Source organism: Xanthomonas campestris pv. badrii (assembly GCF_012848175.1).
In the GTDB taxonomy this organism is placed as follows: Bacteria; Pseudomonadota; Gammaproteobacteria; order Xanthomonadales; family Xanthomonadaceae; genus Xanthomonas; species Xanthomonas campestris_C.
In genome coordinates this window covers 2,490,324-2,515,644 of sequence record NZ_CP051651.1, presented here as the reverse complement: position 1 = coordinate 2,515,644, position 25,321 = coordinate 2,490,324, and the positions used below count along the sequence as shown (strand labels likewise).

Here is a 25,321-nt window from a genome sequence, read left to right as displayed (position 1 = left end):
CATGGCATTGACGAAAGCGGAGATGGCCGAGCGTCTGTTCGACGAGGTTGGTCTGAACAAGCGTGAGGCAAAGGAATTTGTCGATGCGTTCTTCGACGTGCTGCGCGATGCGCTGGAGCAGGGCCGTCAGGTGAAGCTGTCCGGTTTCGGCAACTTCGATCTGCGGCGCAAGAACCAACGGCCCGGTCGCAATCCCAAGACCGGTGAGGAAATTCCGATCTCGGCCCGCACGGTGGTGACCTTCCGCCCGGGCCAGAAACTCAAGGAACGGGTGGAGGCTTATGCTGGATCCGGGCAGTAATCGCGAGCTACCGCCGATTCCGGCCAAGCGCTACTTCACCATCGGTGAAGTGAGCGAGCTATGTGACGTCAAGCCGCACGTGCTGCGCTACTGGGAGACGGAGTTTCCGAGCCTGGAGCCGGTCAAGCGGCGCGGCAATCGGCGCTACTACCAGCGCCACGACGTATTGATGGTGCGGCAGATCCGCGGCCTGCTCTACGAGCAGGGCTATACCATCGGCGGTGCGCGCCTGCGTCTGGAGGGCGATGGCGCCAAGAGCGAGTCGGCATTGAGCAACCAGATCATCAAGCAGGTACGGATGGAGCTGGAAGAAGTGCTGCAATTGCTGCGCCGCTAGGAAAACGTTTCACAAAGCCGCTATAATCGCAGGCCGCCCTCGCGGCGGGACGCAACATCTCCGGGGTATAGCGCAGCCTGGTAGCGCACTAGTCTGGGGGACTAGTGGTCGTCGGTTCGAATCCGGCTACCCCGACCAAACAACAAGCCCATGTCGTCATGACATGGGCTTTTTTGTTGCGATGCAACATTGCATTTCATGTCTCCACGCGGCCCGGTAGATATGCAGATCGGCATATCGCAGCGCAGCATGAATGGCGCGCTAGCGCCCGGTTTTTTGCGGTCCGGTTCGCTATGGACCTGGATCACGCAATGATGCTAAGTGTCCGAAAATGCTCCAAATCCTTGGGTGCGAACTAGAACGTGGATCACGGTTTTTTAACGCGCTATCGACGAACTTGAATCAATAGGCCAACGCCGTCAAAAAAATGGCGTGCGGCGTCTTGCGGTGCGATCTTTCTGTGCCATAGTGCAGTGCAACACGCCACACCCGTCGTGATCCCGGTGCTCCGGGATGAACCCTCTGTCGTACGTTCGTGCTGGCGTGTTTGGCCGGTTGAATGCTGCGCGAGCTCCTGTCCCACCCAACCGAGGCAGCCAGCCACACGCATGAAGAAACTGATCGGACGATTTTGCCAAGCCCTGAGCCTGGCGTTGATCTGCTCGATGACACTGGGTGCCTGCAGCACCGGGAAGGACATGGCGACATCGTTGCCGCTTCCCGATCCGCTCGCAATGTCCGCAGTGCAACCCGAGTATCGACTCTCCCCGGGCGATCTGTTGTTGGTCAAGGTCTTCCAGATCGACGATCTGGAGCGGCAGGTCCGTATCGATCAGAACGGTCATATCTCGCTGCCGTTGATCGGCGACGTCAATGCCGCCGGCATGGGTGTCGGCGAGCTGGAGAAGATGGTGGCCGAGCGCTACCGCAACGGGTACCTGCAAAATCCCCAGGTGTCGGTGTTCGTGCAGGAATCCAATGGCCGCCGCGTCACCGTCACCGGCGCCGTCACCGAACCCGGCATCTATCCGGTCATCGGCGCCAACCTGACCCTGCAGCAGGCTGTTGCGCAGGCCAAGGGCGTCAGTACCGTGGCGAGCCGCGGCAACGTGATCGTGTTTCGCATGGTCAACGGGCAGAAGATGATCGCGCGTTTCGACCTGACCGAGATCGAGAAGGGCGCCAATCCGGACCCTGAGATCTACGGTGGCGACATCGTTGTGGTGTATCGCTCGGATGCGCGCGTCTGGCTGCGCACCATGCTGGAACTGACCCCCTTGGTGATGGTGTGGCGCGCTTACCGATGAGTATGAATTCCGACAATCGTTCCTCGCCGTCGCAGCGCCATGGGCATCTTGAACTGGCAGATGTGAGCTTGCTCGACTACTGGCGCGCGCTGGTGTCGCAGCGCTGGCTGATCATCCTGATCACCATCGGCGCGACCCTGCTGGCGCTGGTGATCACCTTCCTGATGCCGGAAAAGTATCGCGCCACCAGTACGCTGCAGATCGAGCGCGACTCGCTCAACGTGGTGAATGTCGACAACCTGATGCCGGTGGAGTCGCCGCAGGATCGCGACTTCTACCAGACCCAGTACCAGCTGTTGCAAAGCCGGTCGCTGGCGCGTGCGGTGATTCGCGAAGCCAAGCTCGACCAGGAGCCTGCGTTCAAGGAGCAGGTGGAAGAGGCGCTGGAAAAGGCTGCGGCCAAGAATCCGGAGGCCGGCAAGTCGCTCGATTCGCGTCAGGCGATCATCGAGCGCAGCCTGACCAATACCCTGCTGGCAGGTCTGGTGGTCGAGCCGATCCTCAATTCGCGCCTGGTCTACGTCAACTACGATTCGCCGGACCCGGTGCTGGCGGCAAAGATCGCCAACACATATGCGAAGGTGTTCATCGTCAGCACGCAGGAGCGCCGCATGAAGGCGTCTTCGTTTGCGACCAAGTTCCTCGCCGAGCGTCTGGAGCAACTGCGTTCCAAGGTCGAGGACTCGGAGAAGTCGCTGGTGGCGTATTCGACCGATGAGCAGATCGTGTCGGTGGGCGACGACAAGCCTTCATTGCCTGCGCAGAACCTGACCGACCTCAACGCACTGCTGGCTTCGGCGCAGGATGCGCGCATCAAGGCCGAGGCCGCCTGGCGTCAGGCTGCGAGCGGCGACGCGATGTCGCTGCCGCAGGTGCTGAGCAGCCCGTTGATCCAGACGCTGCGCGGCGAGCAGGTACGCCTGACCAGCGAGTACCAGCAGAAGCTGTCGACCTTCAAGCCGGATTACCCGGAAATGCAGCGCCTGAAGGCGCAGATCGAAGAGTCGCGCCGGCAGATCAATGGCGAGATCGTCAACGTTCGCCAGTCGCTCAAGGCGACCTACGACGCGTCCGTGCATCAGGAGCAGTTGCTCAACGAACGCATTGCCGGCCTGCGCAACAGCGAACTCGATCTGCAGAGCCGCAGCATCCGCTACAACATGCTGAAGCGCGACGTGGATACCAACCGCCAGCTCTACGATGCGCTCCTGCAGCGTTACAAGGAGATCGGTGTCGCGAGCAACGTCGGCGCCAACAACGTGACCATCGTCGACACTGCAGATGTGCCTACGTCTAAGACTTCGCCGAAACTCAAATTGAACCTCGCTTTGGGTTTCATCTTTGGCGTATTCCTTGGTCTGGCGGTGGCGCTCGTGCGCTACTTCCTGCGGAGCAATGGGCCGGAAACACGATTGAACTGACATCGTGGTGTTGCAAAACGGTGGTTAATTAAAGTGACAACTGATTCAGTGTGGAAAAGGTCGGATCCCGTATGTTTCGGGCTCCTTCGTTTGAAAGTTTGTCTCTGTTGAAACAAAGGGCTGTCGCTTGATCTGGGGTCGGTAGGTATTACCGCGGTGATCATGCGGCGGAGATGATTGAAAGCTCGCGTGCGATTCGTATGTTCCCCCGCATGCGCCGTATCGAGTTTGGAGGACATCCCCATGCTTTTGGCAGACTTGAGTAGCGCGACTTACACCACATCCTCGCCACGATTGTTGTCCAAGTATTCGGCTGCAGCCGATCTGGTACTGCGCGTTTTCGACCTGACCATGGTGGTCGTTTCCGGCCTGGTCGCCTATCGCATCGTGTTCGGCTCCTGGGTGCCGGCGGCGCCATACCGGGTCGCCATCGCCACCACGCTGTTGTACTCGGTGATCTGCTTCGCGCTGTTTCCGCTGTATCGCAGCTGGCGTGGTCGCGGATTGCTGAGCGAGTTGATGGTGCTCGGTGGTGCCTTCGGCGGCGTGTTCGCCTTGTTCGCAGTGCATGCGCTGATCGTGCAGGTGGGCGAGCAGGTCTCGCGCGGCTGGATCGGTCTCTGGTTCGTTGGCGGCCTGGCATCGCTGGTGGCGGCCCGCACCTTGCTGCGCGGCTTCCTGAACCATCTGCGTGCCCAGGGCGTGGACGTGCAGCGCGTGGTGGTGGTCGGCCTGCGTCACCCGGTGATGAAGATCAACCATTACCTGAGCCGCAACCCGTGGGTGGGCATGAACCTGGTCGGTTACTTCCGCACTCCATACGACATCGCGGTGACCGAGCAGCGCCAGTCGCTGCCGTGCCTGGGCGAGCCGGATGCGCTGGTCGACTACCTGAAGGAAAACCAGGTCGAGCAGGTGTGGATCTCGCTGCCGCTGGGCGAGCGCGACCATATCAAGCAGCTGTTGCAGCGCCTGGATCGCTATCCGATCAATGTGAAGCTGGTGCCCGACCTGTTCGACTTCGGTCTGTTGAACCAGTCCGGTGAGCAGATCGGCAACACCCCGGTGATCAACCTGCGCCAGGGTGGCGTGGACCGCGACAATTATTTCGTGGTGGCCAAGGCGTTGCAGGACAAGATCCTGGCCGTGATTGCGCTGATGGGCCTGTGGCCGCTGATGGCTGCGATTGCCGTGGGTGTCAAGCTGAGCTCGCCGGGCCCGGTGTTCTTCCGCCAGCGCCGTCATGGCTTGGGCGGCCGCGAGTTCTACATGTTCAAGTTCCGCTCGATGCGCGTGCATGACGATCATGGCACCACCATCCAGCAGGCGACCAGGAACGATACGCGTATCACCCGGTTTGGCGCGTTCCTGCGTCGTAGCAGCCTGGATGAGCTGCCGCAGATCTTCAATGTGCTCGGTGGCAGCATGTCGATCGTGGGCCCGCGTCCGCATGCGGCGCAGCACAACACGCACTACGAAAAGCTGATCAACCATTACATGCAGCGCCACTACGTCAAGCCGGGCATCACCGGTTGGGCGCAGGTCAACGGTTTCCGCGGTGAGACCCCAGAGCTGCGGACGATGAAGAAGCGCATCCAGTACGACCTCGACTACATCCGTCGCTGGTCGCTGTGGCTGGATATCCGCATCATCGTGCTGACTGCGGTGCGCGTGCTCGGACAGAAGACCGCATACTGATGATGGTGGGAAGCGTGCGACCTGGCGCGTCCGGCGCCGCGGGCGGCTGCATTGCAGCCGCCCCTTTCAGGCAGGCGCCTGCATGCTGATCCGAATGAGCGAAGAGACCCGCGTTCGCTGGCACAACCGGCTCATCGAGCTGACCTTGATGGTCGGGGTGGGCTACAACCTGGTGTTGGCCTTGATCAATGCGAACGTGTTCACCGTCCGGCCGGTGATCACCTATGCGGTCGAGTTCATGGTCTATGCGGCCTGCTTCCTGTTGGGCCTCGGTGCGCTGAGCCGCAAGCGGCTTGCGTTGGTCATCAGTGGGCTGGGGTTGATCGTCCTGCTGATGTTCGTACGGTTTCTGGTGAACTGGCAGATCGATCCGAAGTTCTTCCGCGACGCCTTGGTGGTGTTCGCGTTCGTGGTGCTGGGCTCGGCGTATACCGGCTCGCTACCCAAGTTGTTCATCCGCATGACCATCATCGTCTCGTTGGTGGCGGCCTTCGAATTGGCAATGCCGACCGCGTACGGCGACCTGGTCAACCCGAAGAGCTTCTTCGTCAACGCCCGCGGCATGAGCGCCGAAGGGTTCTGGAACGAAGACAGCAATCTGTTCGTCAGCGCCACGCGTCCGGGCGAGCGTAACTTCCTGCCTGGGTCCAATCTGCCGCGTGCCTCGTCGTGGTTCATCGAGCCGGTGACGATGGGCAACTACATCTGTTTCTTCACCGCCATCGTGCTGGTGTTCTGGCGCTGGATGCGTCCGGCTGCATTGATCCTGTCGGTGGGATTGATCGGTTTCATGATCGTGGCCTCGGATGGACGACTGGCGGCGGGCACCTGCGTGTTGATGGTGTTGCTGACGCCGCTGTTGAAACGCCTGGATCAGCGCCTGGCGTTTCTGGTGTTCTTGCTGGTGATCATGAGCGCATGGTTGCTGGTGTGGGTCACCGGGATCACCGCCTACCAGGACACGACGATGGGTCGGGTGTTCTTCACCGTGCACTCGATGAACAATCTCTCCTTCGAGTCCTGGATGGGGCTGGATTTCGCCCAGGCCTACCGCTACTTCGATAGCGGCATCTCCTACTTCATTGCATCGCAGTCGATCGTCGGCGTGCTGGCGTTCCTGTTGTCGTACTCGTTCCTGCTGTTGATGCCAAGCAAGGAAGGCCAGCTGTTCAAGAACCTGGCCATCTTCGCCTTCGCGCTGAGCCTGCTGGTCTCCAACGGCTACTTTTCGATCAAGACCTCGGCGCTGTGGTGGTTCGTGTGTGGGTGCCTGTGGCACATGCGTCCGACCTGGTCTGCAGCAACGAGCGCGGAGGTTGCGGTCGAGCGCGATCCAGTCGATGAGAACACGCGGCTGGCGTTGCCCGCGGGAGCATCGAGGTGAGCGCGGTGGAAAGCCGCCCGGCACCGTCCGAGGTGCATGACGCTGGCGTGCGCGTTGCGGCCGGCGCGCGCGCGCGCGATCCGCGGATCGATGCCGCCAAGGCGATTGCGATCCTGCTGGTGGTGTTCTGCCATGCCAAGGGCGTGCCGCATGGCATGACCCTGTTCGCCTACAGCTTCCATGTGCCGTTGTTCTTCCTGGTGTCGGGATGGCTGGCGGCAGGCTATGCCTCACGCACCACCAGCCTGGCGCAGACGATGACCAAGCAGGTGCGCAGTCTGCTGCTGCCGTATGTCACCTTCTATCTGCTGGGCTATGCGTACTGGTTGCTGACCCGCAATATCGGTGAGAAGGCAGCGCGCTGGGGCAGTCATCCGTGGTGGGAGCCCATCGTGTCGCTGCTGACCGGCATCGGCCCGGATTTGTACGTGCAGCCCCCGCTGTGGTTCCTGCCGGTGATGCTGGTGACGGTGATCGGCTACATGCTGCTGCGTCGCGTGCTACCGCCGCTGGCAATCGCTGCCGTAGCGCTGGTGGCGGCGTGGGTCTGGATGAACTGGTTCCCTGCGCAGGGGGTCCGGCTTTTTTTCGGACTGGACGTGCTACCGGTGTCGTTGTGTTTCTACGCGCTCGGCGCACTGCTGATCCATGTCTCGCCACGCCTGCCGACATCGCTGCCGGTCAGCGCGGTGGTGACCGTGGTGTTGGCGTTTGCGGTTGCCTGGCTGGCGCAGATCAACGGGCGTATCGACGTGAACATGCTGCAGTTCGGACGCAGCCATGCGGTGTTCCTGCTCAGCGCGGTGCTGGGCTCGCTGATGGTGATCTGCGCGGCGCGGCTGGTGCAGGGCTGGGCATGGATCCGGTGGATCGGTCGCAACACCCTGCTGATCCTGTGCACGCATATGCTGGTGTTCTTTGTGCTGTCCGGTGTTGCGGCAGTTGCCGGTGGCTTCGGCTCGGCGCGCCCGGGCCTGGGCTGGGCGATCTTCGTCACGGTGTTCGCGCTGGCCGCGTGTGTGCCCATGCGCTGGTTCCTGATGCGCTTTGCTCCGTGGACCTTGGGTGCGCGCACGGTGACGGCATGACCGGCGCTGCGGCATGAGAACGGGGGCGTATTCTCCCGCTGCGGAGCCAGCCAGGACGATGGCCCGGCCAGCGGCCGCAGCCACGCGCGATTGGCAGATCGATGCTGCGAAGGCGCTGGCGATCGTGCTGGTGGTGCTTGGGCATGCGAGCGGGATGCCGCCGGCCTACAAGCTGTTTGCCTACAGCTTCCACGTGCCGCTGTTCTTCGTGCTCTCCGGCTGGGTAGGCGAGCGCTTCGGGCACCGCGCATTGAACGTGGCCACGGTCAAGAAGCTGGCGCGGACGCTGCTGATCCCGTACCTGGGCTTTTTTCTGCTCGCGTACGGAGTGTGGCTGTTGATGGCCGTGCTCAACCATGCATTTCAGCAACCGGGCGCGCGTCCGTGGTGGCACCCATTGGCCGGTTTGGTGTGGGCCAACGGAACACGTTTGTATGTGCTTCCGGCGTTGTGGTTTCTGCCTGCCTTGTTTGTCACGACGCTGAGCTACATTGCATTGCGCGCACGCCTGAGTGCCACCTTGGTGGCCGCGCTCGGCTTGCCGCTCGCATTGGCCTGGGCAAGCGGGTTTCCGCCGCTGCAGATGCGCCTGCCGCTTGCGCTGGATGTGTTGCCGGTTGCGTTGTTCTTCATCGCCGTGGGCGGTGCGCTGTCGCGGTTTGCCGATGCGCTGCGCTCGGTCTCGGCACTGGCATGGGCACTGGCCTTGCCGGTCGTTGCGGCTGCATGGGGCGTGCTGGCTGCCTGGAACGGGCAGGTGGATGTCAACAACCTGCAGTTCGGGCATTGGCCGGCGCTGTTTCTGCTGGTCAGCCTGCTTGGCACGGCAATGACCTTGTGCGTGGCCTATTTCCTTCGCAACTGGCAGTGGGGGCAGTGGATCGGCACCAACACCTTGCTGATTCTCTGCACGCACACGCTGGTGTTCCTGGTGGCGACCAGCATGGTTGCGCGCACCGGGGTGGTGGATCGCGGGCTCATTGGGTCGCCGATCTGGGCGATGGGCCTGAGCGTGTTCGCGATTGCATGCGCGGTGCCGATGCGCGCGGTGCTGGTGCGTCTGGCGCCATGGATGTTGGGGTTGAAGGGTCAATGACCAATTGCAGAATCATCAGTCGTCGCAGTACATGCGTGCGCGTCGCTGGCACAGGAGATCGGCGTAAATGAAAGTGGTGCATGTCGTCCGCCAATTCCACCCGTCGATCGGGGGGATGGAGGAAGTCGTTCTCAATGTGGCCCGCCAGCATCAGGCTACCAGTGCCGATACGGTGGAGGTGGTCACGCTCGATCGCGTGTTCACCGACCCCGCTGCACAGCTGGCGCCGCAGGAAACCTACCAGGGTCTGCCGATCCGGCGGATTGGCTATAGCGGCTCGTCGCGCTATCCGCTGGCGCCCTCGGTGCTGAGTGCGATCCGCTCTGCGGACCTGGTGCATCTGCATGGCATCGATTTTTTCTACGACTATCTGGCGCTGACCAAGCCCTTGCATCGCAAGCCGATGGTGGTGTCCACGCATGGTGGTTTCTTCCATACCGCTTACGCCTCGCGCATGAAGCAGCTGTGGTTCCAGACCTTGACGCGTACTTCGGCACTGGCATATGCGCGGGTTATTGCAACCAGCGAAAACGACGGCGACCTGTTTGCGAAGGTGGTCTCGCCGGCGCGGTTGCGCGTGATCGAAAACGGTGTGGATGTGGAGAAATACGCGGGGCAGGGCGCAGCCTCGCCTGGCCGGGCGATGCTGTATTTCGGCCGCTGGTCGGTCAACAAGGGCCTGATCGAAACCCTGGAGTTGCTGCAGGCTGCGCTCAAGCGCGACCCACAATGGCGTCTGATCATTGCCGGCCGCGAATACGATCTGAATGAGGCCGACCTGCGCAAGGCCATTGCCGAGCGCGGGTTGCAGGACAAGGTGCAGCTGAGCATGTCGCCGTCGCAGGAACAGTTGCGCGCGCTGATGCAGCAGGCGCAGTTCTTCGTTTGCCTGTCGCGCCATGAAGGGTTTGGCATTGCCGCGGTGGAGGCGATGAGCGCAGGATTGATCCCCATCCTCAGCGACATCCCGCCGTTCGTGCGGCTGGCCACCGAGTCGGGGCAGGGCGTGATCGTCAACCGCGACCGTATCGAGGCGGCGGCCGACCAGGTGCAGGCACTGGCGCTGACGGCAGACGCGGACTTTGCAAGCCGTCGCGCGGCCACCATGGCTTATGTGAGCCGGTACGACTGGAAGCACGTGGTCGGGCGCTATGTCGACGAGTACCACATCGCATTGGGCGCGCCGCGCCCGCAGGAGACGCGGCGATGAGCGCGCCCGCAGCCACAGCGGCGGCGAAGCCGCAGCTCACGGTGCTGTTCTCGACCGAGCAGCCCAACGCCAACACCAACCCGTATCTGACCCAGCTGTATGACGCGCTCCCGGACGCGGTGCAACCGCGCTACTTCTCGATGCGCGCGGCGTTGCTCTCGCACTACGACGTGCTACACCTGCATTGGCCCGAATACCTGCTGCGCCATCCCAGCGCCGCGGGAACGCTGGCCAAGCAGGTATGTGCGACCTTGTTGCTGCTCAGGTTGCAGGTGACCGGCACGCCGGTCGTGCGGACCCTGCACAACCTGGCGCCACACGAAGATCGCGGTTGGCGCGAACGCAGCCTGTTGCGCTGGATCGATCGGCTCACCTGTCGCTGGATCCGGATCAATGCGACCACGCCGCCGCGTCCACCGTTCACCGACACCATCCTGCACGGACATTACCGCGACTGGTTCGCGTCCATGCCCCAGGGCAGCACTGTTCCCGGGCGGCTGCTGCACTTTGGCCTGATCCGCCCGTACAAGGGCGTGGAAACCTTGCTGGACGTGATGCAGCAGGTGAGCGATGCGCGCCTGAATCTACGGATCGTCGGCAACCCGGCGACACCGCAGATGCGGACCCTGGTGGAAGATGCATGCGTGCAGGATCCGCGCATCAGCGCACTGCTGGCCTACGTGGAAGAGCCGGTGCTGGCGCGCGAAGTCAGCGAGGCCGAACTGGTGGTGTTGCCGTACCGGCAGATGCACAACTCCGGTACCTTGCTGCTGGCGTTGTCGCTGGCGCGGCCGGTGCTGGCGCCGTGGAGCGAATCCAATGCGGCGATCGCCGACGAAGTGGGGCCGGGCTGGGTGTTCCTGTATGAGGGCGACTTCGATGCAGCGCTGCTGACCGGCATGCTGGACAAGGTGCGCGCGGCACCGCGCGGACCGGCACCGGATCTGTCGCAGCGCGACTGGCCGCGTATCGGGCAGCTGCACTACCGCACCTATCTGGAAGCGCTGGGCAAGGATGGAGACGCTGCGCTGTGACCGCTCAAACGCCTACACCGCCGCCCCCCGCCTCGCCGCAGCGCAGTCTCGGTTCGCGTGCCGCCGGCGGTGCCGCAGTGACCATGCTGGGCCAGTCGGTCAAGATGGTGGTGCAGTTCGGTGGCATCATCCTGTTGGCGCGATTGCTGACGCCTTACGATTACGGTTTGATGGCCATGGTTACCGCCATCGTCGGCGCCGCGGAAATCCTGCGCGATTTCGGCCTGTCGGCCGCTGCGGTCCAGGCCAAGCACGTCAGCCGCGAACAGCGCGACAACCTGTTCTGGATCAATAGCGGCATCGGTCTGGGGCTGTCGGTGCTGGTGTTCGCGTCGGCGCATCTGATCGCCAATTTCTACAAAGAGCCGGCGCTGGTCACGATCTCCCAGGCGCTGGCGGTGACCTTCCTGCTCAATGGCATGACCACGCAGTACCGCGCGCATCTGAGCCGCGGGCTGCGCTTCGGGCAGGTAGCGCTGAGCGACGTGGGTTCGCAGGTGCTGGGCCTGGGCGCGGCAGTGGCTGCCGCGTTGCTGGGGTGGGGTTACTGGGCGCTGGTGGTGCAGCAGGTGGTGCAGGCGGTGGTCAACCTGGTGATCGCTGCAGGTTGCGCACGCTGGTTGCCGGGCGGCTACCAACGCGCGGCCCCGATGCGCGACTTCATGAGCTTCGGCTGGAACCTGATGGCGGCACAGTTGCTCGGGTATGCCAGCCGCAACGTGGGGCAGGTGATCATCGGCTGGCGCACCGGTCCGGATGCGCTGGGCCTGTACAACCGCGCATTCCAGCTGCTGATGATGCCGTTGAACCAGATCAACGCACCGGCCACCAGCGTGGCGCTGCCGGTGCTGTCGCAGCTGCAGGACGACCGCGAGCGTTTCAGCGCCTTCCTGCTGCGTGGGCAGACGGTGATGGTGCACCTGATCGTGGCATTGTTCTCGTTCGCCTGCGCGCTGGCGATGCCGTTGATCGTGCTGGTACTTGGAGAACAGTGGCGCGAGGCGGTGCCACTGTTCCAGGTGCTTACCCTGGGCGGTATCTTCCAGACCGCCGCTTATGCCACTTATTGGGTGTTCCTGGCCAGGGGTTTGATGCGGCAGCAGCTGGTGTATTCGCTGGTGAGCCGTATCGTGCTGATCGTCTGCATCTTCGTCGGTTCGCGCTGGGGCGCCATGGGTGTGGCGATCGGGTATTCGTTCGGTCTGCTGGTGACCTGGCCGCTGTCGTTGATCTGGGTCGGCAAGATTTCCGACACACCGGTCGGCGCGCTCTTCGTCAATGCACTGCGTGCGATGGCGGCCTATGGGCTAGCCGGCGGCTGCGCGTACTACGCATCGGTTACCGTAGGCGGCCCGTTGTGGCAGCAGCTGGGCGTTGGCGCTGCGGTGATGGGCGCGGTCTTCCTGTTGATGCTGGGCATCTGGCCGGCATTCCGCCGCGACGTGGTCTCCATCATCACTATCCGCAAGTTGCTGACGCAGGCCAAGGCGCGCCGATGAGATCGACATCGTCTTCGCCTGTCGTCGGGCATGCTTTCTCTCACTCATTCATAGGACACGGCCCATGAGCGATACACCCGCCGCCGCTGCTTCCGGCATTCGCCGGCCTTGCTATCTGGTCTTGTCCGCACACGATTACCGCACGCCGCGCCGCGCCAACATCCACTTCATCACCGATCAGCTCGCGCAGCGTGGTACCACGCGGTTCTTCTCGCTGCGCTACAGCCGCCTGTCGCGGATGAAGGGCGACATGCGCTTGCCGCTGGATGAGACCGCCAACACCGTGGTCTCGCACAAGGGTGTGGATTGCTATCTGTGGCGCACCACGGTGCACCCCTTCAATACGCGCCGGAGTTGGCTACAGTCGGTGGAGAATGCGATGTTCCGCTGGTATGCGGCGCATCCACCGCGCCAGTTGCTCGACTGGATGCGCGACGCCGACGTGATCGTGTTCGAAAGCGGTATCGCGGTGGCGTTCATCGAGCTCGCCAAGCGCACCAATCCCGCGGCAAAGCTGGTGTACCGCGCCTCCGACGGCCTGAGCACGATCAATGTAGCGTCCTATATCGAACGTGAGTTCGATCGGGTGGCGCCCACGCTGGACGTGATTGCGCTGGTCTCGCCGGCCATGGCAGACGAGATCGCCAGCCGCGACAATGTCTACCACGTCGGCCATGGCGTGGATCACAACCTGGATCAACTGGGAGACCCGTCGCCGTATGGCGAGGGAATCCATGCCGTAGCGGTGGGGTCGATGTTGTTCGATCCGGAATTTTTCGTGGTTGCCAGCAAGGCGTTTCCGCAGGTCACCTTCCACGTGATCGGCTCAGGCATGGGCAGGCACCCGGGCTATGGCGATAACGTCGTGGTCTATGGTGAAATGAAGCACGCCGAGACCATCGGCTACATCAAGCACGCGCGCTTCGGTATTGCGCCGTATGCATCGGAACAGGTGCCGGTCTACCTGGCCGATAGCTCGATGAAGTTGCTGCAGTACGATTTCTTCGGTTTGCCTGCGGTTTGCCCGAATGCGGTTGTCGGGCCGTACCAGCAGTCCCGTTTTGGCTATACCCCCGGTCATGCGGAGTCGATCGTTGCTGCGATCGGTCTGGCGCTGGATGCGCCACACGTGCGTTACCGCCAGTGCCTGAACTGGTCGGACACCACCGACCGCGTGCTGGATCCGGCCGCGTATCCGGAAACCCGTTTGTATCCGCAGCACGCCGGCACTGCCGCGCGTGCTTCTTCGGAGGCCGCGCTCTCGCATTGACCGATGCGGCGCACCTCGCACGTTTTTAGGACACAGGAGACCCTTGGCAATGGCCAACGCTTTGCTGCAGAAGTGGATAGAACACGCAGAACGTCGCGCATTGTTCTGGTGGCAGCCGAAAAACGCTGGCGTCAACATGGGCGATCACCTCTCCAAGGTGATCGTGTCCTGTGTGCTGTCGTTGCAGGACAAGACGCTGATCGAAAAACGCGATCTCAGCAAGAAGCTGATCGCGATCGGGTCGGTGCTGCATTTCGCCAAGGACGGCGACACCGTCTGGGGCAGCGGCATCAACGGCAAGATTCCCGCCGAGCGCAATACCTTCAGCACGCTGGACGTGCGCGCGGTGCGCGGGCCCAAGACCCGTCAATTCCTGCTGGATCGCGGCATCGCGGTGCCGGAAGTCTATGGCGACCCCGGCCTGTTGACCCCGATGTTCTTCCCGGCCGAGGCGTTGGGCCCGGTGGAAAAGCGGCCGTTCGCCATCGTTCCGCATTTCAACGAGCCGGTGGAAAAATACAGCGCCTACGCAGATCACCTGGTGTTCCCCAACGTCAAGCCGGCGACCTTCATGAGCCGCCTGCTGGGCGCTGAGCTGGTGGTCAGCAGTTCGTTGCATGGCCTGATCCTGGCCGAGGCCTACGGCATCCCGGCGGTGTATCTGGACTGGGGCAATGGCGAAGATCGCTTCAAGTACGACGACTACTACTACGGCACCGGGCGCACCCAGTGGCATTCGGGCAACACCGTGGAAGAGTGCCTGGCGCTGGGCGGCAATGGCAGCTTCGACGTGGAAACGCTGCAGGCCGGCTTGCTGGCTGCCTTCCCTTACGACCTTTGGTGATTCGATGATGCAGGGCCAGCGCATGGATGTGGACACAACTTCCGCCGCCACCTCGGCGCCGCCGGGCGTGGTGATTCCACTGGGCGGCTTTCCGGTGCTGTCCACGACCCAGGAAGCCTTCGCGCTGGACCTGTTCCATGCGTTGGCGGCGCAGCAACCGCGCCGGGTGTTCTTTGCCAATACCAATTTCGTCGTGCAGTGCCAGGCGTTGCGGATGCGCATGCGCGAACCCAGTGTGCGCATCGTCAACGATGGAATTGGCATGGATCTGGCGGCACGGTTGATTCATGGCCGACGCTTTGCCGGCAACCTCAATGGCACCGACCTGATCCCCTACCTGTGCCGGCAAAGCGCGCAGCCGTTGAAGTTCTTCCTGCTGGGCGGGCGTCCGGGTGTCGGCGCAACGGCGGCGGCAACCTTGACCGGAACGTTGGGGCAGCAGCTGGTCGGCATGTGCGATGGCTATGGCGAGTTTGCCGCCGCCGGCGAAGGCCTGGCCGAACGCATCAATCGGTCCGGCGCCGATGTGCTGCTGGTGGCCTTCGGCAACCCCTTGCAGGAGCGCTGGATCCTGGACCACAGCCACGCGCTGCGTGTCCCGTTGGTGTTCGGCGTCGGCGCGCTGCTCGACTTCCTGTCCGGCACTGCCCGGCGCGCGCCGAACTGGGTGCGCCGGCTGCACATGGAGTGGATGTACCGGTTGCTCAACGAGCCGCGTCGCCTGCTCAAGCGTTATAGCTGGGACTTGCTGGTGTTCTTCCGCACCTGCCTGCGCGCAGGCAAGCATCTGCCTTGATGCACGGCGACGGCTGCTGCCCTAGCATGCGGGCATGCATCCCACTGCCGCTGCCCTGATCCGCTCGCTCGACCTGGCCCCGCACCCGGAAGGCGGGCATTTCCGTCGCATCTACGCCTCTGCCCGTCAGGTGATCGACGACGGACGCGCCCGCCCGGCGCTGACGGCCATCCGGTTTCTGCTGGCTGCAGGCGAATGCAGCGCCTGGCACCGCGTCGATGCCGAGGAAACCTGGCAGTGGCAGCAGGGCGATGCCCTGGAGTTGCTGCTCTACGACGAAGCCAGCGGACAACTGCAGCGGCGGACCCTGGACGCGGCCGAACGCGGCGAGCCGATGCAGGTGGTTCCCGCGGGGCAGTGGCAGGCGGCACGCTCGCTGGGCGACTTCACCCTGGTGGGATGCACGGTCTCGCCGGGCTTCGTCTGGGAAGGGTTTGCGCTGCTCGATGCCGCGTCGCCGTTGGCAGCGCATCTGGCAACGCTGGCCCCACGCTGATGTCAGTCATGCGCTGCTGGCCTGGTGCAACGCTTCCCTAACGCGGCAGGTGCCGGCTTCACGTAATGTCCGCCTCACACAGGGGGCAATGCGCGATGCGATACAGGGCAGCGGGATGGGGAGTGGGCTTGATGCTGGTGTCGCTGCTGGCGGCGGCCAGCGATACGTCGCCGAAGACGGCGCCGGCACCACCACCGGTGGTGGATCTGGAAGCGATGGTGGTCCGCGGTGTGCAGCCCGGGCCCGGCTTGTGGAAGGTCAGCAAGGGCGACCACGTGTTGTGGATCCTGGGCACGCAGTCGCCGTTGCCCAAGCGCCTGCAGTGGCAGTCGAGTGAAGTGGAAACCATCATCGGCCAGTCGCAACAGGTGCTGATGGCGCCGACCGTGCAGCTCGATGCGGACATGGGGTTCTTCGGCAAACTCACCTTGCTGCCGTCGGCGATGAAGGCAATGAAGAACGCCGATGGCCGCGAACTGCGACAGGTGCTGCCGCCCGATCTCTACGCCCGCTGGAGCGTGGCCAAGGCCCGCTACATCGGCAACGATCGCGGCGTGGAGCGCAAGCGCCCGATGCTGGCCGCTGGCGAGTTGTACCAGGCGGCGCTGAAACGGTCGGGTCTGGCCCGCTCGCCGGTGATCTGGTCGGTGGTGGAGCGTGCCGCCAAGCGCGCGGGCATCAAGCCGACACCGACTGCGCTGGACTACAAGATCGCCGACCCGCGGCAGGCGCTGAAGGAGTTTCGCGCCGGCGGCATGGACGACACCGCCTGTTTTCGCAGCATCCTGGTGACGGTGGAGCGCGATCTCCCCACCATGGTCGAACGCGCCAATGCCTGGTCGGTGGGCGACATCGAAGCGTTGCGCCAGTTGCCGCGCGAAGATCCGCAGGCGGCGTGCATGAGTGCGATGGCCAGTTCCGAAGCGGCCAGGAAGCGTGGTATCGACGATCTGGAACGGCGCATGCGCGAGCATTGGCTCGGCATCGCCAGCGCCGCATTGCAGCGCAATCGCAGCACCTTCGCGGTGTTGCCGATCAGTCGCCTGACCGCGCCCGACGGCTATCTGGCCCGCTTGCAGGCGCTCGGCTACGCGGTGGAGGCGCCTTGATCGCCTGACGCGCAGGGCGGCGCGCGCTCCCGGCACGTGTGCACGCGTGAGTGCCTGCTGCGGTGCGCCCACGATGTGGGGTGTGCAGTGCCTGCAGCCGTTTGGAGCGGTGCGTGCCGCGCCCGGTCGCCGCAGCCGTGTCGCGCGCCGTCCGGATGGCATTGCGATCGCGCAGGGCGACTGGCCGTGCGGGGTTAGGCCGGCCGTTGCTGCCACGGTATGCTGCGCGCCTTCTTTGCCGAGAGCTTTCGTGTTGAACGCATTGCCGCTGCGCATCCTGGGCACCGGGCGCCATGTCCCGGCGCGCGAAGTCAGCTCGGGCGAGTTGGACGCGCGCTGGCTGTTGCCGGCCGGAACCACGGCCGCACGCCTGGGGGTTGTCACCCGCCACTACGTGGGCGCGGGCGAAACGGCATCGTCGATGGGAGCGGCCGCGGCGCAGCAGGCGTTGGACACTGCCGGCATCGACGGCAGCCAGATCGATTGCCTGATCTCGGCCTGTGCGGTCATGGAGCAACCGATTCCCTGTCAGGCGGTGCTGATCCAGCGCGCATTGGGCTTGGGCGATTCGGGCATTCCCGCATTCGATGTCAATGCCACCTGCCTGAGCTTCCTGGTGGCGCTGGACATGGCCGCCAATGCGCTGGCCCTGGGCCGCTACCGGCGCGTATTGATCGTCTCCAGCGAAGTGGCCTCGGCCGGGCTGGACGAGGCCACCCCCGGCACTGCGGGATTGTTCGGCGATGGCGCTGCCGCGGTCGTGGTCGGGCGCAGCAGTGCAGACCAGGACTCGGCGTTGCTGTCCAGCCGCCTTGCCAGTTATGGCAACGGCGCGGACCTGTGCCGCATCGGCGGCGGCGGCACCCGTGCGCCGCACGGAGACGCAAGCGCACCCGCGGCCTCGCGCCTGTTCTGGATGGATGGCCGCGGCGCGTACCGCTTTGCCGCGCGTCACCTGCCGGCGTTCTGGACGCAGTTGCTGGACGAGGCGGGGGTTGCGGCCACTGCGTTGCGCTGGCTGGTGCCGCACCAGGCCTCCGGTGGCGGCCTGGATCATGTGGTGCAGGCGCTGGGGCTGCATGCCGAGCAGGTGGTGCGCATCCTGCCGACCACCGGCAACCAGGTGGCCGCCTCGTTGCCGCATGCCCTGCATCATGCCGTGGTGGATCGGCAACTGCAGCGCGGCGAGCTGGTCGCCTTGCTCGGCACCGGCGCCGGCCTGGCGATCGGCGGCATGGTGTTGCGCTACTGATGGCGCCGCGCGTTTCCCTCGACCTGCTGCGCATCGGCCATTGCCGGCATTGCGAACGCATGGTGCGCGCCGATGGGCATTGGCATGCGGTCGAGTTTCCGGCCTTGAGCGTGCTGATCCGGCATCCGCAGCGCGGCGCGCTGCTCTACGATACCGGCTATGCGGAGCATTTTTTCCGCGCCACCGATCCGTGGCCGGAACGCCTGTACCGCTGGACCACGCCGGTGATGCTGCCGGCGCACGAAACCCTGGGCGCGCAACTGGCGCGTCGTGACGTGCAGCTGGACGAGATCGCCTGGTGCCTGGTGTCGCACTTCCACGCCGACCATATCGGTGGCCTGCGCGATCTGCCGAACGCGCGTTTCATCTGTCTGCGCGCGGACTATGCGCAGATGCGCAGCTGTTCGCGGTTGGGCGGGTTGCGCCGCGCGCTGTTGCCGCAGCTGCTGCCGGCCGATTTCGATCAGCGCATGCAGTTCGCCGAACAGGCGCCGCAGCGTGCATTGACCGGTGCCTGGCAAGGCCTGGGCATTGCCTACGATCTGTTCGAAGACGGCAGCGTGCTCGCTGTGCCGCTGCCTGGCCATGTGCCGGGGCAGATGGGGCTGTGGCTGCGCGATCAACAGGACCGCGAGGTGTTGCTGTGTGCAGATGCGGTGTGGTCGTGGGCAACCTGGAAGACACTGCAATGGCCGGCCTGGCCCACCCGCCTGGTGATGCACGACTGGCCTGCCTTCCAGCGCACCGTGCGACAGCTGCACGGCCTGTCGCAGGCGCATCCGGAGCTGGTCATCCTGCCTTCGCACTGCCAGCCCAGTCTTGACCGTTATCAACCGGAGTGGCGATGAGCCTGCGCATTCTCGTGACCGGTGCATCCGGTTTTGTCGGTGGCGCATTCCTGCGGCGTTTCCAGGGGCGGCCCGGTGTGGAGATCCATGGCATCGGTCGGCGCGCGAGCGCGCTGCCCGACTATCACCGCATCGATCTGAGCCAGCCGTTCGCGCTGGACTGGCAGCCGGATGTGGTGATCCATGCGGGCGCGCTGGCCTCGCCGTGGGCAACGCGCGCGCAGTTCCACCGGCACAACGTGCAGGCCACCGCCAACGTCATCGACTTCTGCACGCGGCATGGTTGCCCGCGCCTGTTGTATGTCTCGTCCAGTTCGGTGTTCTATCGCGAGGAACATCAGTACGACCTGGATGAGGACAGCCCGATCGGCCCGGCCTTCGTCAACACCTATGCGCAGACCAAGTACCTGGGTGAAACGCTGCTCGAGACCTATCCGGGCCAATGGTCGGTATTGCGCCCGCGTGCGGTGTTCGGGCCGGGCGATACGGTGCTGTTTCCGCGCGTGATCGCGGCGGCCCGCAAGGGCGCGCTGCCGCGTTTCGTCGGCCAGACCCAGCCGGTGATCGGCGACCTGATCTATATCGATGCGCTGTGCGATTACCTCTACCGCGCTGCCACCGCACCGCAGCTGCAGCGCGCCTACAACCTCACCAATGCGCAGCCGGTGGACGTGCAGCAGCTGTTGCTGGATGTGCTGGCACGCCTGCACGTGCCGCTGCCGCAGCGCGAGGTGCGCATCGGCACGGCGCTGCGCATGGCCAGCGTGGTGGAGGTCGCGTATCGCTTGCTGCGATTGCGCAGCGAGCCGCCGATCACGCGCTTCGGCGTGGGCGTGTTCGCGTATTCCAAGACCTTCAATCCGCAGCGCACGCTGGCCGATCTGGGGCCGCCCAGTGTCGGTCTGGACGAGGGCGTGGAAGCGTTCGTCCGCTGGCAGGCGACGCAATGGGCCTAGTGTCGGCCCTGGCTGCGCTCTATCTGGTCTTGCTCATCGTCAAGACCGTCGCGGCGCTGTGGGTGATACGCCGCGCACGCATGGCGCCATCGCACGACGCTGCAGCCAGCCAGGCGGATGTGGCGATCCTGCAGCCCATCCTGGGGGGCGACGCGCAGTTGCAGCAGGTGCTGGCCGCCAACCTGCAGGCGCTGCCGCAGGCGCACTTCCTGTGGCTGCTGGATGCGGACGACCGCGCCGGCAACACGGTGGCCGATGCGCTGGTGGCGCTGTATCCGCAGGTGCGCATTACCCGCATGCAGGTGCCCGCCGCGCCGCCGGATCTCAATCCGAAGGCATGGAAGCTGCAGGCGGCGCTTGCGCAGGTGCAGGCGCCGATCAGCCTGGTGCTGGATGACGATGCGCAGTTGGGCGCAGCGGCGCTGGCGCAGTTGCTGCGCGATCTGCAGCACGCCGACCTGGTCACCGCGTTGCCGCATTACCGCGACAGCGACACCCTGGCCGGGCGGCTGCTGGCGCAGTTCGTCAACAACAATGCCGCGCTCACCTATCTGGGCTGGCTGCCGTTCGCCGCGCCGCTGACCATCAACGGCATGTGCTACGCCGCGCGTACCGAGCGCCTGCGTGCCTGGGGCGGTCTTGGCGGCGTGCTGGACCAGCTCACCGACGATCTGGCCGTGGCCGCCCTGGTGCGCGAACGTGGTGGCCGCATCCGGCAATCCATCGCCCCGGTGGCGATGCGCACCGCCATGCCGGATCTGCCCAGCTATGCCCGTCAGATGCATCGCTGGATGCTGTTCGCCTTGATCCTGCTGCGCCGTCAGCGCATCGGTATTGCCGGTGCCATCTCGGTGCTGCAGGGATTGCCGCCGGTGGTATTGGTGGCCCTGTTGCTCGGCATCTGCGTGCAGCCGGGTGGCTGGTCCATCGCATGCGGGGCGGCGCTCTTGCTGCTGCGCGCGCTGCTGCTGTGTCTGGTGCAGTGGCGCAGTACCGGGGCGGTACGCCATCGGCCGCTGCTGTCTCTCCTGGCCGAATGCCTGCAGCCGCTGCACCTGCTGCACGCGGCCTGCGTACGCAGCATCGCCTGGCGCACGCGGCGTTACCGCGTGCTGGCAGATGGTCGCTTCCGTGCGCAGTGACGCGTCGCCAATGCAGATCGCCTTCCTCACCGGGCAGAGCGACCCGGCGAGCTGTGCATTGAGCGCACAGCAACGCGATTTTCTGCAGCAGCTGCACGGCGATGGCCGGCAGTTGATCGCGTGCAATTACCCATACCGCAGCGACATGGCGCCGCACCGTCGCGTTGCGCTGTGGCGCGCCAGCGTCTCCAACGCACGCCACTACCTGGCCGCGCGTGCTGCGCGCGTGGCGCACAGCGATCGCATGAGCGTGCAGGCCTTGCTCGCGCAGGCGCCGATGACGGTGCTGCTGGCCGGCAGTTGCGGGTTGCAGGTGCTCACCGCGCTGCAGCTGCCGCAGGAGCTGCGCGCGCGTCTGGCCGTGTTCGCCTACGGCCCGGTGTGCCGCAACCCGGCCACGTTCGCGCAGTTGCATAGCGTGCAGGGGCGCGGCGACTGGATTTCGCGTGCGCTGTTTCGCGGGCCGGTGCAGCTGGCGCCGGCCTGCGGGCACATGGATTACCTGACCACTGCGGACGTGCTGTCGGAGTGCCAGGCCTTCGTCGCCACGGTCCAGCAGACGCTGCGGGGCAGGGGACATGCGCATTGATCTGGTCGCCCCGCCGTACAGTGGGCATCTGCATCCGATTCTGGCCATCGCCCGGCAGCTGGCGCCGCATCACGACGTGCACGTGATCAGCACGCCGGCTGCGCAGGCGCGTATCCAGGCATGTGGCTTGCGCGGTGCAGGCGTCCTGGATGCACAGGCCGACCGCGTGTTGCTGGAGATCGCCAACCCGCCGCATGCTGTCGGCCATCACCCCGTGCGTTTGCGCCGGCAGCTGCACAACGCGCTGGGGTTGATGGCGCAGGTGGGCGATGCGCTGCAGGCGCGTTGGCGCACGCGGAGGCCGGACCTGGTGATCGCCGATTTCACCCTGCCCAGTGCCGGGCTGGCGGCGCAGGCGATGGGCATCGCCTGGTGGACCAGCATGCCCTCGCCCTGCGTGATCGAAACCGGCGACGGGCCGCCGGCTTACTTCGGCGGTCTGCTGCCTGCGACCACGCTGCGCCAGCGTGCCTGGCATGCGATCGCCCGGCGGCTCACCCGCGGCTTCAAGCGCACCCTGCATGCCTGCTACCGGCGGCAAATGCGCGCCTGCGGATTGCCGGCGCTGTATCGCAACGATGGCAGCGAGGCGGTGTATTCGCCGCAGTGCATCCTGGCCTTGGGCGTGCCCTCGTTCGAATTCGCGCAGCGCTGGCCCGCCGCGCTGCGCTTTGTCGGGCCGCAGTTGTGCACGCCGCCGTCAGCCGTGCAGGCACCGCAGTTTCTCGCCGGGCGGCGGCATGTGCTGGTGACCCTGGGCACGCACCTGCAATGGGTCAAACAGCGCATGGATGCGGTGCTGCGCGCGCTGGCGCCGCAGTTTCCCGAGGTGGTGTTCCACTTCAGCGATGGCGATACCGCCGCGCCGCCGCAGCCGGCATGCGGCAACTACCGGCGTCTGCCCTACGTGGACTATGCGCAGCACCTACATCGCTACGCCTTGGTGGTTCACCACGGCGGTGCCGGCATCCTGTACGCCTGCCTGGCCGCCGGGCTGCCGTCCATCGTGTACCCACTGGACTACGACCAGTTCGACCACGCCGCGCGGTTGCAGGCCGCCGGTGCGGCATGGTGGCTGCGGGAACTGGATGGGCTGCCGGCGCTATTGCGCAAGGCGCTGGCGTCTTCCGAGCCGGATCCGGCTGTGCGTCGGCTGCAAAGGGAGCTGCACGACATGCAGGCGCGTGGCCGCATCGTGGAGCTGGTGGACGGATTTCAGCGTACCGGCGCGGTGCCGGCGTAGATCTTGCGCGCAGCTGTGCAGCGTCAGCCCGATGTCGGCGCGTGCCTGCGATGACCGCAGCAGAGATGGGCGGGGATGCGACAGGTCATTGCGCACATGGCCCGGTCCGGCAAGCACCGAACGGATCCGGCAACGAAAAAACCGGCATGTACACGCGGTACATGCCGGTTCGTTTGCGATTGCCGCTGGTGGCGATGTGGCAGCGTGGCGGGATCAGCCCGCCGCGGCGTTCAGCGTCGGCGCGCTGGTGGTCATCAAGTGCGGCCAGCGCTTGAGCACGGCGGCGCGGATGCCAGCCTGGTCGATGCCGGCTTCGGCCAGCAGGTCTTCGCGGCTGGCGTGGTGCTGGAAGCTGTCCGGCAGGCCCAGGTGCAGCATCGCCATCAGCACGCCTTCGGCGTTGAGCAACTCGGACACGCCCGAGCCCGCGCCGCCGGCCACCACATTGTCTTCGATGGTGACGAAGCCGTCGTGGGTCCGCGCAAGCTCCAGCAGCATCGCCTTGTCCAGCGGTTTGACGAAGCGCATGTTGACCACGGTGAGGCCAAGTTCGCGGCCCACTGCCTCGGCGGCGTCCACGCACGCGCCGAAGCCCAGCAGGGCGAGACGCGTGCCGCTGTGGCGCAGCTGCGCCTTGCCGATCGGCAGGGCGGTCAGCGATGCATCCAGTGCCACGCCCGGGCCGGTACCGCGCGGGTAGCGCACCGCGGCCGGGCCTGCGTAGTGCACGCCGGTGCTCAGCATCTGGCGGCATTCGGCTTCGTCGGCCGGCGCCATCACCACCATGTGCGGCACGCAGCGCAGGAAGCTCAGGTCCAGGTTGCCGGCATGGGTGGCGCCGTCCGGGCCGACCACGCCACCGCGGTCGATCGCAAACAGCACGTCGAGCTTTTGCACCGCCACGTCGTGCACCAGCTGGTCGTAGCCGCGCTGCAGGAAGGTGGAGTAGATCGCCACCACCGGCTTGGCGCCCTGGGTCGCCATGCCCGCTGCCAGCGTCACCGCATGCTGCTCGGCAATGGCCACATCGAAGTAGCGCTGCGGGTATTGCTTGCTGAAGCGCACCAGCCCCGAGCCTTCGCGCATTGCCGGGGTGATCACCAGCAACCTGGGCTCGGCGGCGGCCATGTCGCAGACCCAGTCGCTGAAGACATCGGTATAGGTGGCCTTCTTGGCGCCGGTCTTGGCGACCAGGCCCTTGCTCGGGTCGAACGGGCCGACCGCGTGATAGCCGATCTGGTCGCCTTCGGCCAGCTCGTAGCCCTTGCCCTTGGTAGTGATGACGTGCAGCAGCTGCGGGCCCTTGAGGGTCTTGAGCGTCTTCAGCGCGCCGACCAGGCCAGGCAGGTCATGGCCATCGATCGGGCCGGTGTAGTGGAACCCCATTTCCTCGAACAGCGTGGACGGCACGAACATGCCCTTCCAGTGTTCTTCCCAGCGCCGCACGAAGCGCGCGGTGGGGTTGTTCTTCTTGTCGCCGAGAATCTTCTTGCCGCCCTCGCGGATGGCGTTGAGGGTGCGGCTGCCGCTTGCCCGGCCCAGCATCTTGGTCAACCCGCCCACCGCTTCGGAGATCGACATGCGGTTGTCGTTGAGGATCACCAGCAGGTTCGGCTCCGGATCCATGCCGCCGGCATGGTTGAGCGCCTCGTAGACCATGCCGGCGGTCATCGCACCGTCGCCGATCACCGCCACCACCTTGCGGTCGTCGCCATTGCGCTGCGCGGCGATCGCCATGCCGAGCGCGGCCGAGATCGAGGTGGAGGAATGGCCAACGCCAAAGGTGTCGTAGACGCTCTCTTCGCGCTTGGGGAACGGCGCCACGCCGTCCTTCTGCTTGACCGTGTGGATCTGGTCGCGCCGGCCGGTGAGGATCTTGTGCGGGTAGGTCTGATGCCCGACGTCCCACACCAGCTGATCGACCGGGGTCTGGTAGAGATAATGCAGGGCCACGGTGAGTTCGATCACGCCCAGCCCGGCCGCGAAGTGCCCGCCGCTCTTGCCCACCGATTCGATGAGGTAGGCGCGCAACTCGTCGGCGATGGCCGCAAGCTCGGCCTCGTCGAAGCGGCGCAGGTCGTCGGGGGTCTGGATGCGCGACAGGCGCGGATAGCGGGTGGAGTCGATCATCATCGTGTCAATGTGCTGAAACCATATTGTCCTCCCCATGCGAAGGCCCGGCAAGCAAACCGGTTCAGCTGTCAGCGGGCGGTGAGGGTGGCGCGGCCCGGTGTTGCTGGTCTGCACGCTGTGCGCAGCCGCCTGCGGCAATCTGCCGCACCCTGCGCGGTGCGTCAGGATCGATGCTGGTGGGCGATGTCCGGCGATTGCGCGGGCTTTACGCGCGGCAGGCTTGACAGGTCGACGAGAGCCGTTGCATCGCTGCGCTGCAGCCACGCGC

Annotated in this window: 23 protein-coding genes and 1 tRNA gene; 23 read left to right on the top strand and 1 reads right to left on the bottom strand. The window is 65.1% G+C overall.

The genetic code is table 11. The features are described 5' to 3' along the window. Position 1: 1 nt before the first annotated feature. From HG421_RS10590 to HG421_RS10480, 23 genes are all read left to right on the top strand, one after another. A complete protein-coding gene (locus HG421_RS10590; RefSeq protein ID WP_002811076.1) occupies positions 2-301 on the top strand; it encodes an integration host factor subunit alpha in 300 nt (99 codons plus the stop codon). Then, positions 282-638 (top strand): MerR family transcriptional regulator, encoded by a 357-nt coding sequence (locus tag HG421_RS10585; RefSeq protein ID WP_005995911.1) that lies wholly within the window; start codon positions 282-284, stop codon positions 636-638. The genes HG421_RS10590 and HG421_RS10585 overlap by 20 nt, the downstream gene beginning before the upstream one ends. Positions 639-699: 61 nt before the next feature. Then, a tRNA-Pro gene (locus HG421_RS10580) sits at positions 700-776 on the top strand. Between the two features lie 470 nt (positions 777-1,246). Next, the gene (locus tag HG421_RS10575; protein WP_169706352.1) at positions 1,247-1,945 is read left to right on the top strand and encodes a polysaccharide biosynthesis/export family protein; all 699 of its coding nucleotides are present in this window, start codon (positions 1,247-1,249) and stop codon (positions 1,943-1,945) included. Beyond that, the gene (locus tag HG421_RS10570) at positions 1,927-3,366 is read left to right on the top strand and encodes a GumC family protein (RefSeq protein WP_169706351.1); all 1,440 of its coding nucleotides are present in this window, start codon (positions 1,927-1,929) and stop codon (positions 3,364-3,366) included. The genes HG421_RS10575 and HG421_RS10570 overlap by 19 nt, the downstream gene beginning before the upstream one ends. 243 nt (positions 3,367-3,609) lie before the next feature. Further along, positions 3,610-5,064, top strand: coding sequence for an undecaprenyl-phosphate glucose phosphotransferase (locus HG421_RS10565; protein WP_169706350.1), 1,455 nt, complete (start codon positions 3,610-3,612; stop codon positions 5,062-5,064). A gap of 94 nt (positions 5,065-5,158) precedes the next feature. Then, positions 5,159-6,448, top strand: a complete 1,290-nt coding sequence (locus HG421_RS10560) for a polysaccharide biosynthesis protein GumE (protein WP_169706349.1) — start codon at positions 5,159-5,161, stop codon at positions 6,446-6,448. Further along, entirely contained in the window at positions 6,445-7,536 is a 1,092-nt protein-coding gene (locus HG421_RS10555; RefSeq protein ID WP_169706348.1) for an acyltransferase family protein, read from the top strand. Before HG421_RS10560 ends, HG421_RS10555 begins: the two co-directional genes overlap by 4 nt. Positions 7,537-7,594: 58 nt before the next feature. Next, positions 7,595-8,632 carry an acyltransferase family protein gene (locus HG421_RS10550; protein WP_248279364.1) on the top strand — a complete coding sequence of 346 codons (1,038 nt, stop codon included), beginning with the start codon at positions 7,595-7,597 and terminating at the stop codon, positions 8,630-8,632. A 67-nt stretch (positions 8,633-8,699) separates the two neighbouring features. After that, complete coding sequence (locus tag HG421_RS10545; protein WP_169706346.1) at positions 8,700-9,842, top strand: glycosyltransferase family 4 protein; 1,143 nt, start codon at positions 8,700-8,702, stop codon at positions 9,840-9,842. Further along, positions 9,839-10,876, top strand: coding sequence for a glycosyltransferase (locus HG421_RS10540; RefSeq protein WP_169706345.1), 1,038 nt, complete (start codon positions 9,839-9,841; stop codon positions 10,874-10,876). Before HG421_RS10545 ends, HG421_RS10540 begins: the two co-directional genes overlap by 4 nt. Next, positions 10,873-12,375, top strand: coding sequence for a lipopolysaccharide biosynthesis protein (locus tag HG421_RS10535; protein ID WP_169706344.1), 1,503 nt, complete (start codon positions 10,873-10,875; stop codon positions 12,373-12,375). Before HG421_RS10540 ends, HG421_RS10535 begins: the two co-directional genes overlap by 4 nt. A gap of 64 nt (positions 12,376-12,439) precedes the next feature. Next, entirely contained in the window at positions 12,440-13,645 is a 1,206-nt protein-coding gene (locus HG421_RS10530) for a glycosyltransferase (protein WP_169706343.1), read from the top strand. Between the two features lie 49 nt (positions 13,646-13,694). After that, positions 13,695-14,489 (top strand): polysaccharide pyruvyl transferase family protein, encoded by a 795-nt coding sequence (locus HG421_RS10525; RefSeq protein ID WP_169706342.1) that lies wholly within the window; start codon positions 13,695-13,697, stop codon positions 14,487-14,489. A 4-nt stretch (positions 14,490-14,493) separates the two neighbouring features. After that, on the top strand, positions 14,494-15,285 hold the full coding sequence (locus HG421_RS10520; RefSeq protein WP_169706341.1) for a WecB/TagA/CpsF family glycosyltransferase: 792 nt from the start codon (positions 14,494-14,496) through the stop codon (positions 15,283-15,285). Between the two features lie 34 nt (positions 15,286-15,319). Continuing rightward, complete coding sequence (locus tag HG421_RS10515; protein ID WP_169706340.1) at positions 15,320-15,781, top strand: cupin domain-containing protein; 462 nt, start codon at positions 15,320-15,322, stop codon at positions 15,779-15,781. 95 nt (positions 15,782-15,876) lie between these two features. Next, entirely contained in the window at positions 15,877-16,890 is a 1,014-nt protein-coding gene (locus tag HG421_RS10510) for a TraB/GumN family protein (RefSeq protein WP_169706339.1), read from the top strand. Between the two features lie 253 nt (positions 16,891-17,143). Continuing rightward, complete coding sequence (locus HG421_RS10505) at positions 17,144-18,142, top strand: 3-oxoacyl-[acyl-carrier-protein] synthase III C-terminal domain-containing protein (protein WP_228331063.1); 999 nt, start codon at positions 17,144-17,146, stop codon at positions 18,140-18,142. Continuing rightward, positions 18,142-18,990, top strand: a complete 849-nt coding sequence (locus HG421_RS10500; RefSeq protein WP_169706337.1) for an MBL fold metallo-hydrolase — start codon at positions 18,142-18,144, stop codon at positions 18,988-18,990. Before HG421_RS10505 ends, HG421_RS10500 begins: the two co-directional genes overlap by 1 nt. Further along, the gene (locus tag HG421_RS10495) at positions 18,987-19,946 is read left to right on the top strand and encodes an NAD-dependent epimerase/dehydratase family protein (RefSeq protein ID WP_169706336.1); all 960 of its coding nucleotides are present in this window, start codon (positions 18,987-18,989) and stop codon (positions 19,944-19,946) included. Before HG421_RS10500 ends, HG421_RS10495 begins: the two co-directional genes overlap by 4 nt. After that, complete coding sequence (locus HG421_RS10490; RefSeq protein WP_169706335.1) at positions 19,937-21,088, top strand: glycosyltransferase; 1,152 nt, start codon at positions 19,937-19,939, stop codon at positions 21,086-21,088. Before HG421_RS10495 ends, HG421_RS10490 begins: the two co-directional genes overlap by 10 nt. Then, positions 21,066-21,677 (top strand): hypothetical protein, encoded by a 612-nt coding sequence (locus HG421_RS10485; protein WP_169706334.1) that lies wholly within the window; start codon positions 21,066-21,068, stop codon positions 21,675-21,677. The genes HG421_RS10490 and HG421_RS10485 overlap by 23 nt, the downstream gene beginning before the upstream one ends. Further along, the gene (locus HG421_RS10480) at positions 21,667-22,920 is read left to right on the top strand and encodes a glycosyltransferase (RefSeq protein WP_169706333.1); all 1,254 of its coding nucleotides are present in this window, start codon (positions 21,667-21,669) and stop codon (positions 22,918-22,920) included. Before HG421_RS10485 ends, HG421_RS10480 begins: the two co-directional genes overlap by 11 nt. Positions 22,921-23,133: 213 nt before the next feature. On the opposite strand, the gene dxs is transcribed toward HG421_RS10480, so the two are convergent. Further along, complete coding sequence (gene dxs, locus HG421_RS10475) at positions 23,134-25,050, bottom strand: 1-deoxy-D-xylulose-5-phosphate synthase (protein WP_169706332.1); 1,917 nt, start codon at positions 25,048-25,050, stop codon at positions 23,134-23,136. Positions 25,051-25,321: the final 271 nt, after the last annotated feature.

Coding starts and splice junctions, on each gene's coding strand:
- HG421_RS10590 (WP_002811076.1), top strand. CDS start 2: ATGGCATTGACGAAAGCGGAGATGGCCGAGCGTCTGTTCGACGAGGTT.
- HG421_RS10585 (WP_005995911.1), top strand. CDS start 282: ATGCTGGATCCGGGCAGTAATCGCGAGCTACCGCCGATTCCGGCCAAG.
- HG421_RS10575 (WP_169706352.1), top strand. CDS start 1,247: ATGAAGAAACTGATCGGACGATTTTGCCAAGCCCTGAGCCTGGCGTTG.
- HG421_RS10565 (WP_169706350.1), top strand. CDS start 3,610: ATGCTTTTGGCAGACTTGAGTAGCGCGACTTACACCACATCCTCGCCA.
- HG421_RS10560 (WP_169706349.1), top strand. CDS start 5,159: ATGAGCGAAGAGACCCGCGTTCGCTGGCACAACCGGCTCATCGAGCTG.
- HG421_RS10550 (WP_248279364.1), top strand. CDS start 7,595: ATGGCCCGGCCAGCGGCCGCAGCCACGCGCGATTGGCAGATCGATGCT.
- HG421_RS10545 (WP_169706346.1), top strand. CDS start 8,700: ATGAAAGTGGTGCATGTCGTCCGCCAATTCCACCCGTCGATCGGGGGG.
- HG421_RS10540 (WP_169706345.1), top strand. CDS start 9,839: ATGAGCGCGCCCGCAGCCACAGCGGCGGCGAAGCCGCAGCTCACGGTG.
- HG421_RS10530 (WP_169706343.1), top strand. CDS start 12,440: ATGAGCGATACACCCGCCGCCGCTGCTTCCGGCATTCGCCGGCCTTGC.
- HG421_RS10525 (WP_169706342.1), top strand. CDS start 13,695: ATGGCCAACGCTTTGCTGCAGAAGTGGATAGAACACGCAGAACGTCGC.
- HG421_RS10520 (WP_169706341.1), top strand. CDS start 14,494: ATGATGCAGGGCCAGCGCATGGATGTGGACACAACTTCCGCCGCCACC.
- HG421_RS10515 (WP_169706340.1), top strand. CDS start 15,320: ATGCATCCCACTGCCGCTGCCCTGATCCGCTCGCTCGACCTGGCCCCG.
- HG421_RS10510 (WP_169706339.1), top strand. CDS start 15,877: ATGCGATACAGGGCAGCGGGATGGGGAGTGGGCTTGATGCTGGTGTCG.
- HG421_RS10500 (WP_169706337.1), top strand. CDS start 18,142: ATGGCGCCGCGCGTTTCCCTCGACCTGCTGCGCATCGGCCATTGCCGG.
- HG421_RS10495 (WP_169706336.1), top strand. CDS start 18,987: ATGAGCCTGCGCATTCTCGTGACCGGTGCATCCGGTTTTGTCGGTGGC.
- HG421_RS10490 (WP_169706335.1), top strand. CDS start 19,937: ATGGGCCTAGTGTCGGCCCTGGCTGCGCTCTATCTGGTCTTGCTCATC.
- HG421_RS10485 (WP_169706334.1), top strand. CDS start 21,066: ATGGTCGCTTCCGTGCGCAGTGACGCGTCGCCAATGCAGATCGCCTTC.
- HG421_RS10480 (WP_169706333.1), top strand. CDS start 21,667: ATGCGCATTGATCTGGTCGCCCCGCCGTACAGTGGGCATCTGCATCCG.
- dxs (WP_169706332.1), bottom strand. CDS start 25,050: ATGATCGACTCCACCCGCTATCCGCGCCTGTCGCGCATCCAGACCCCC.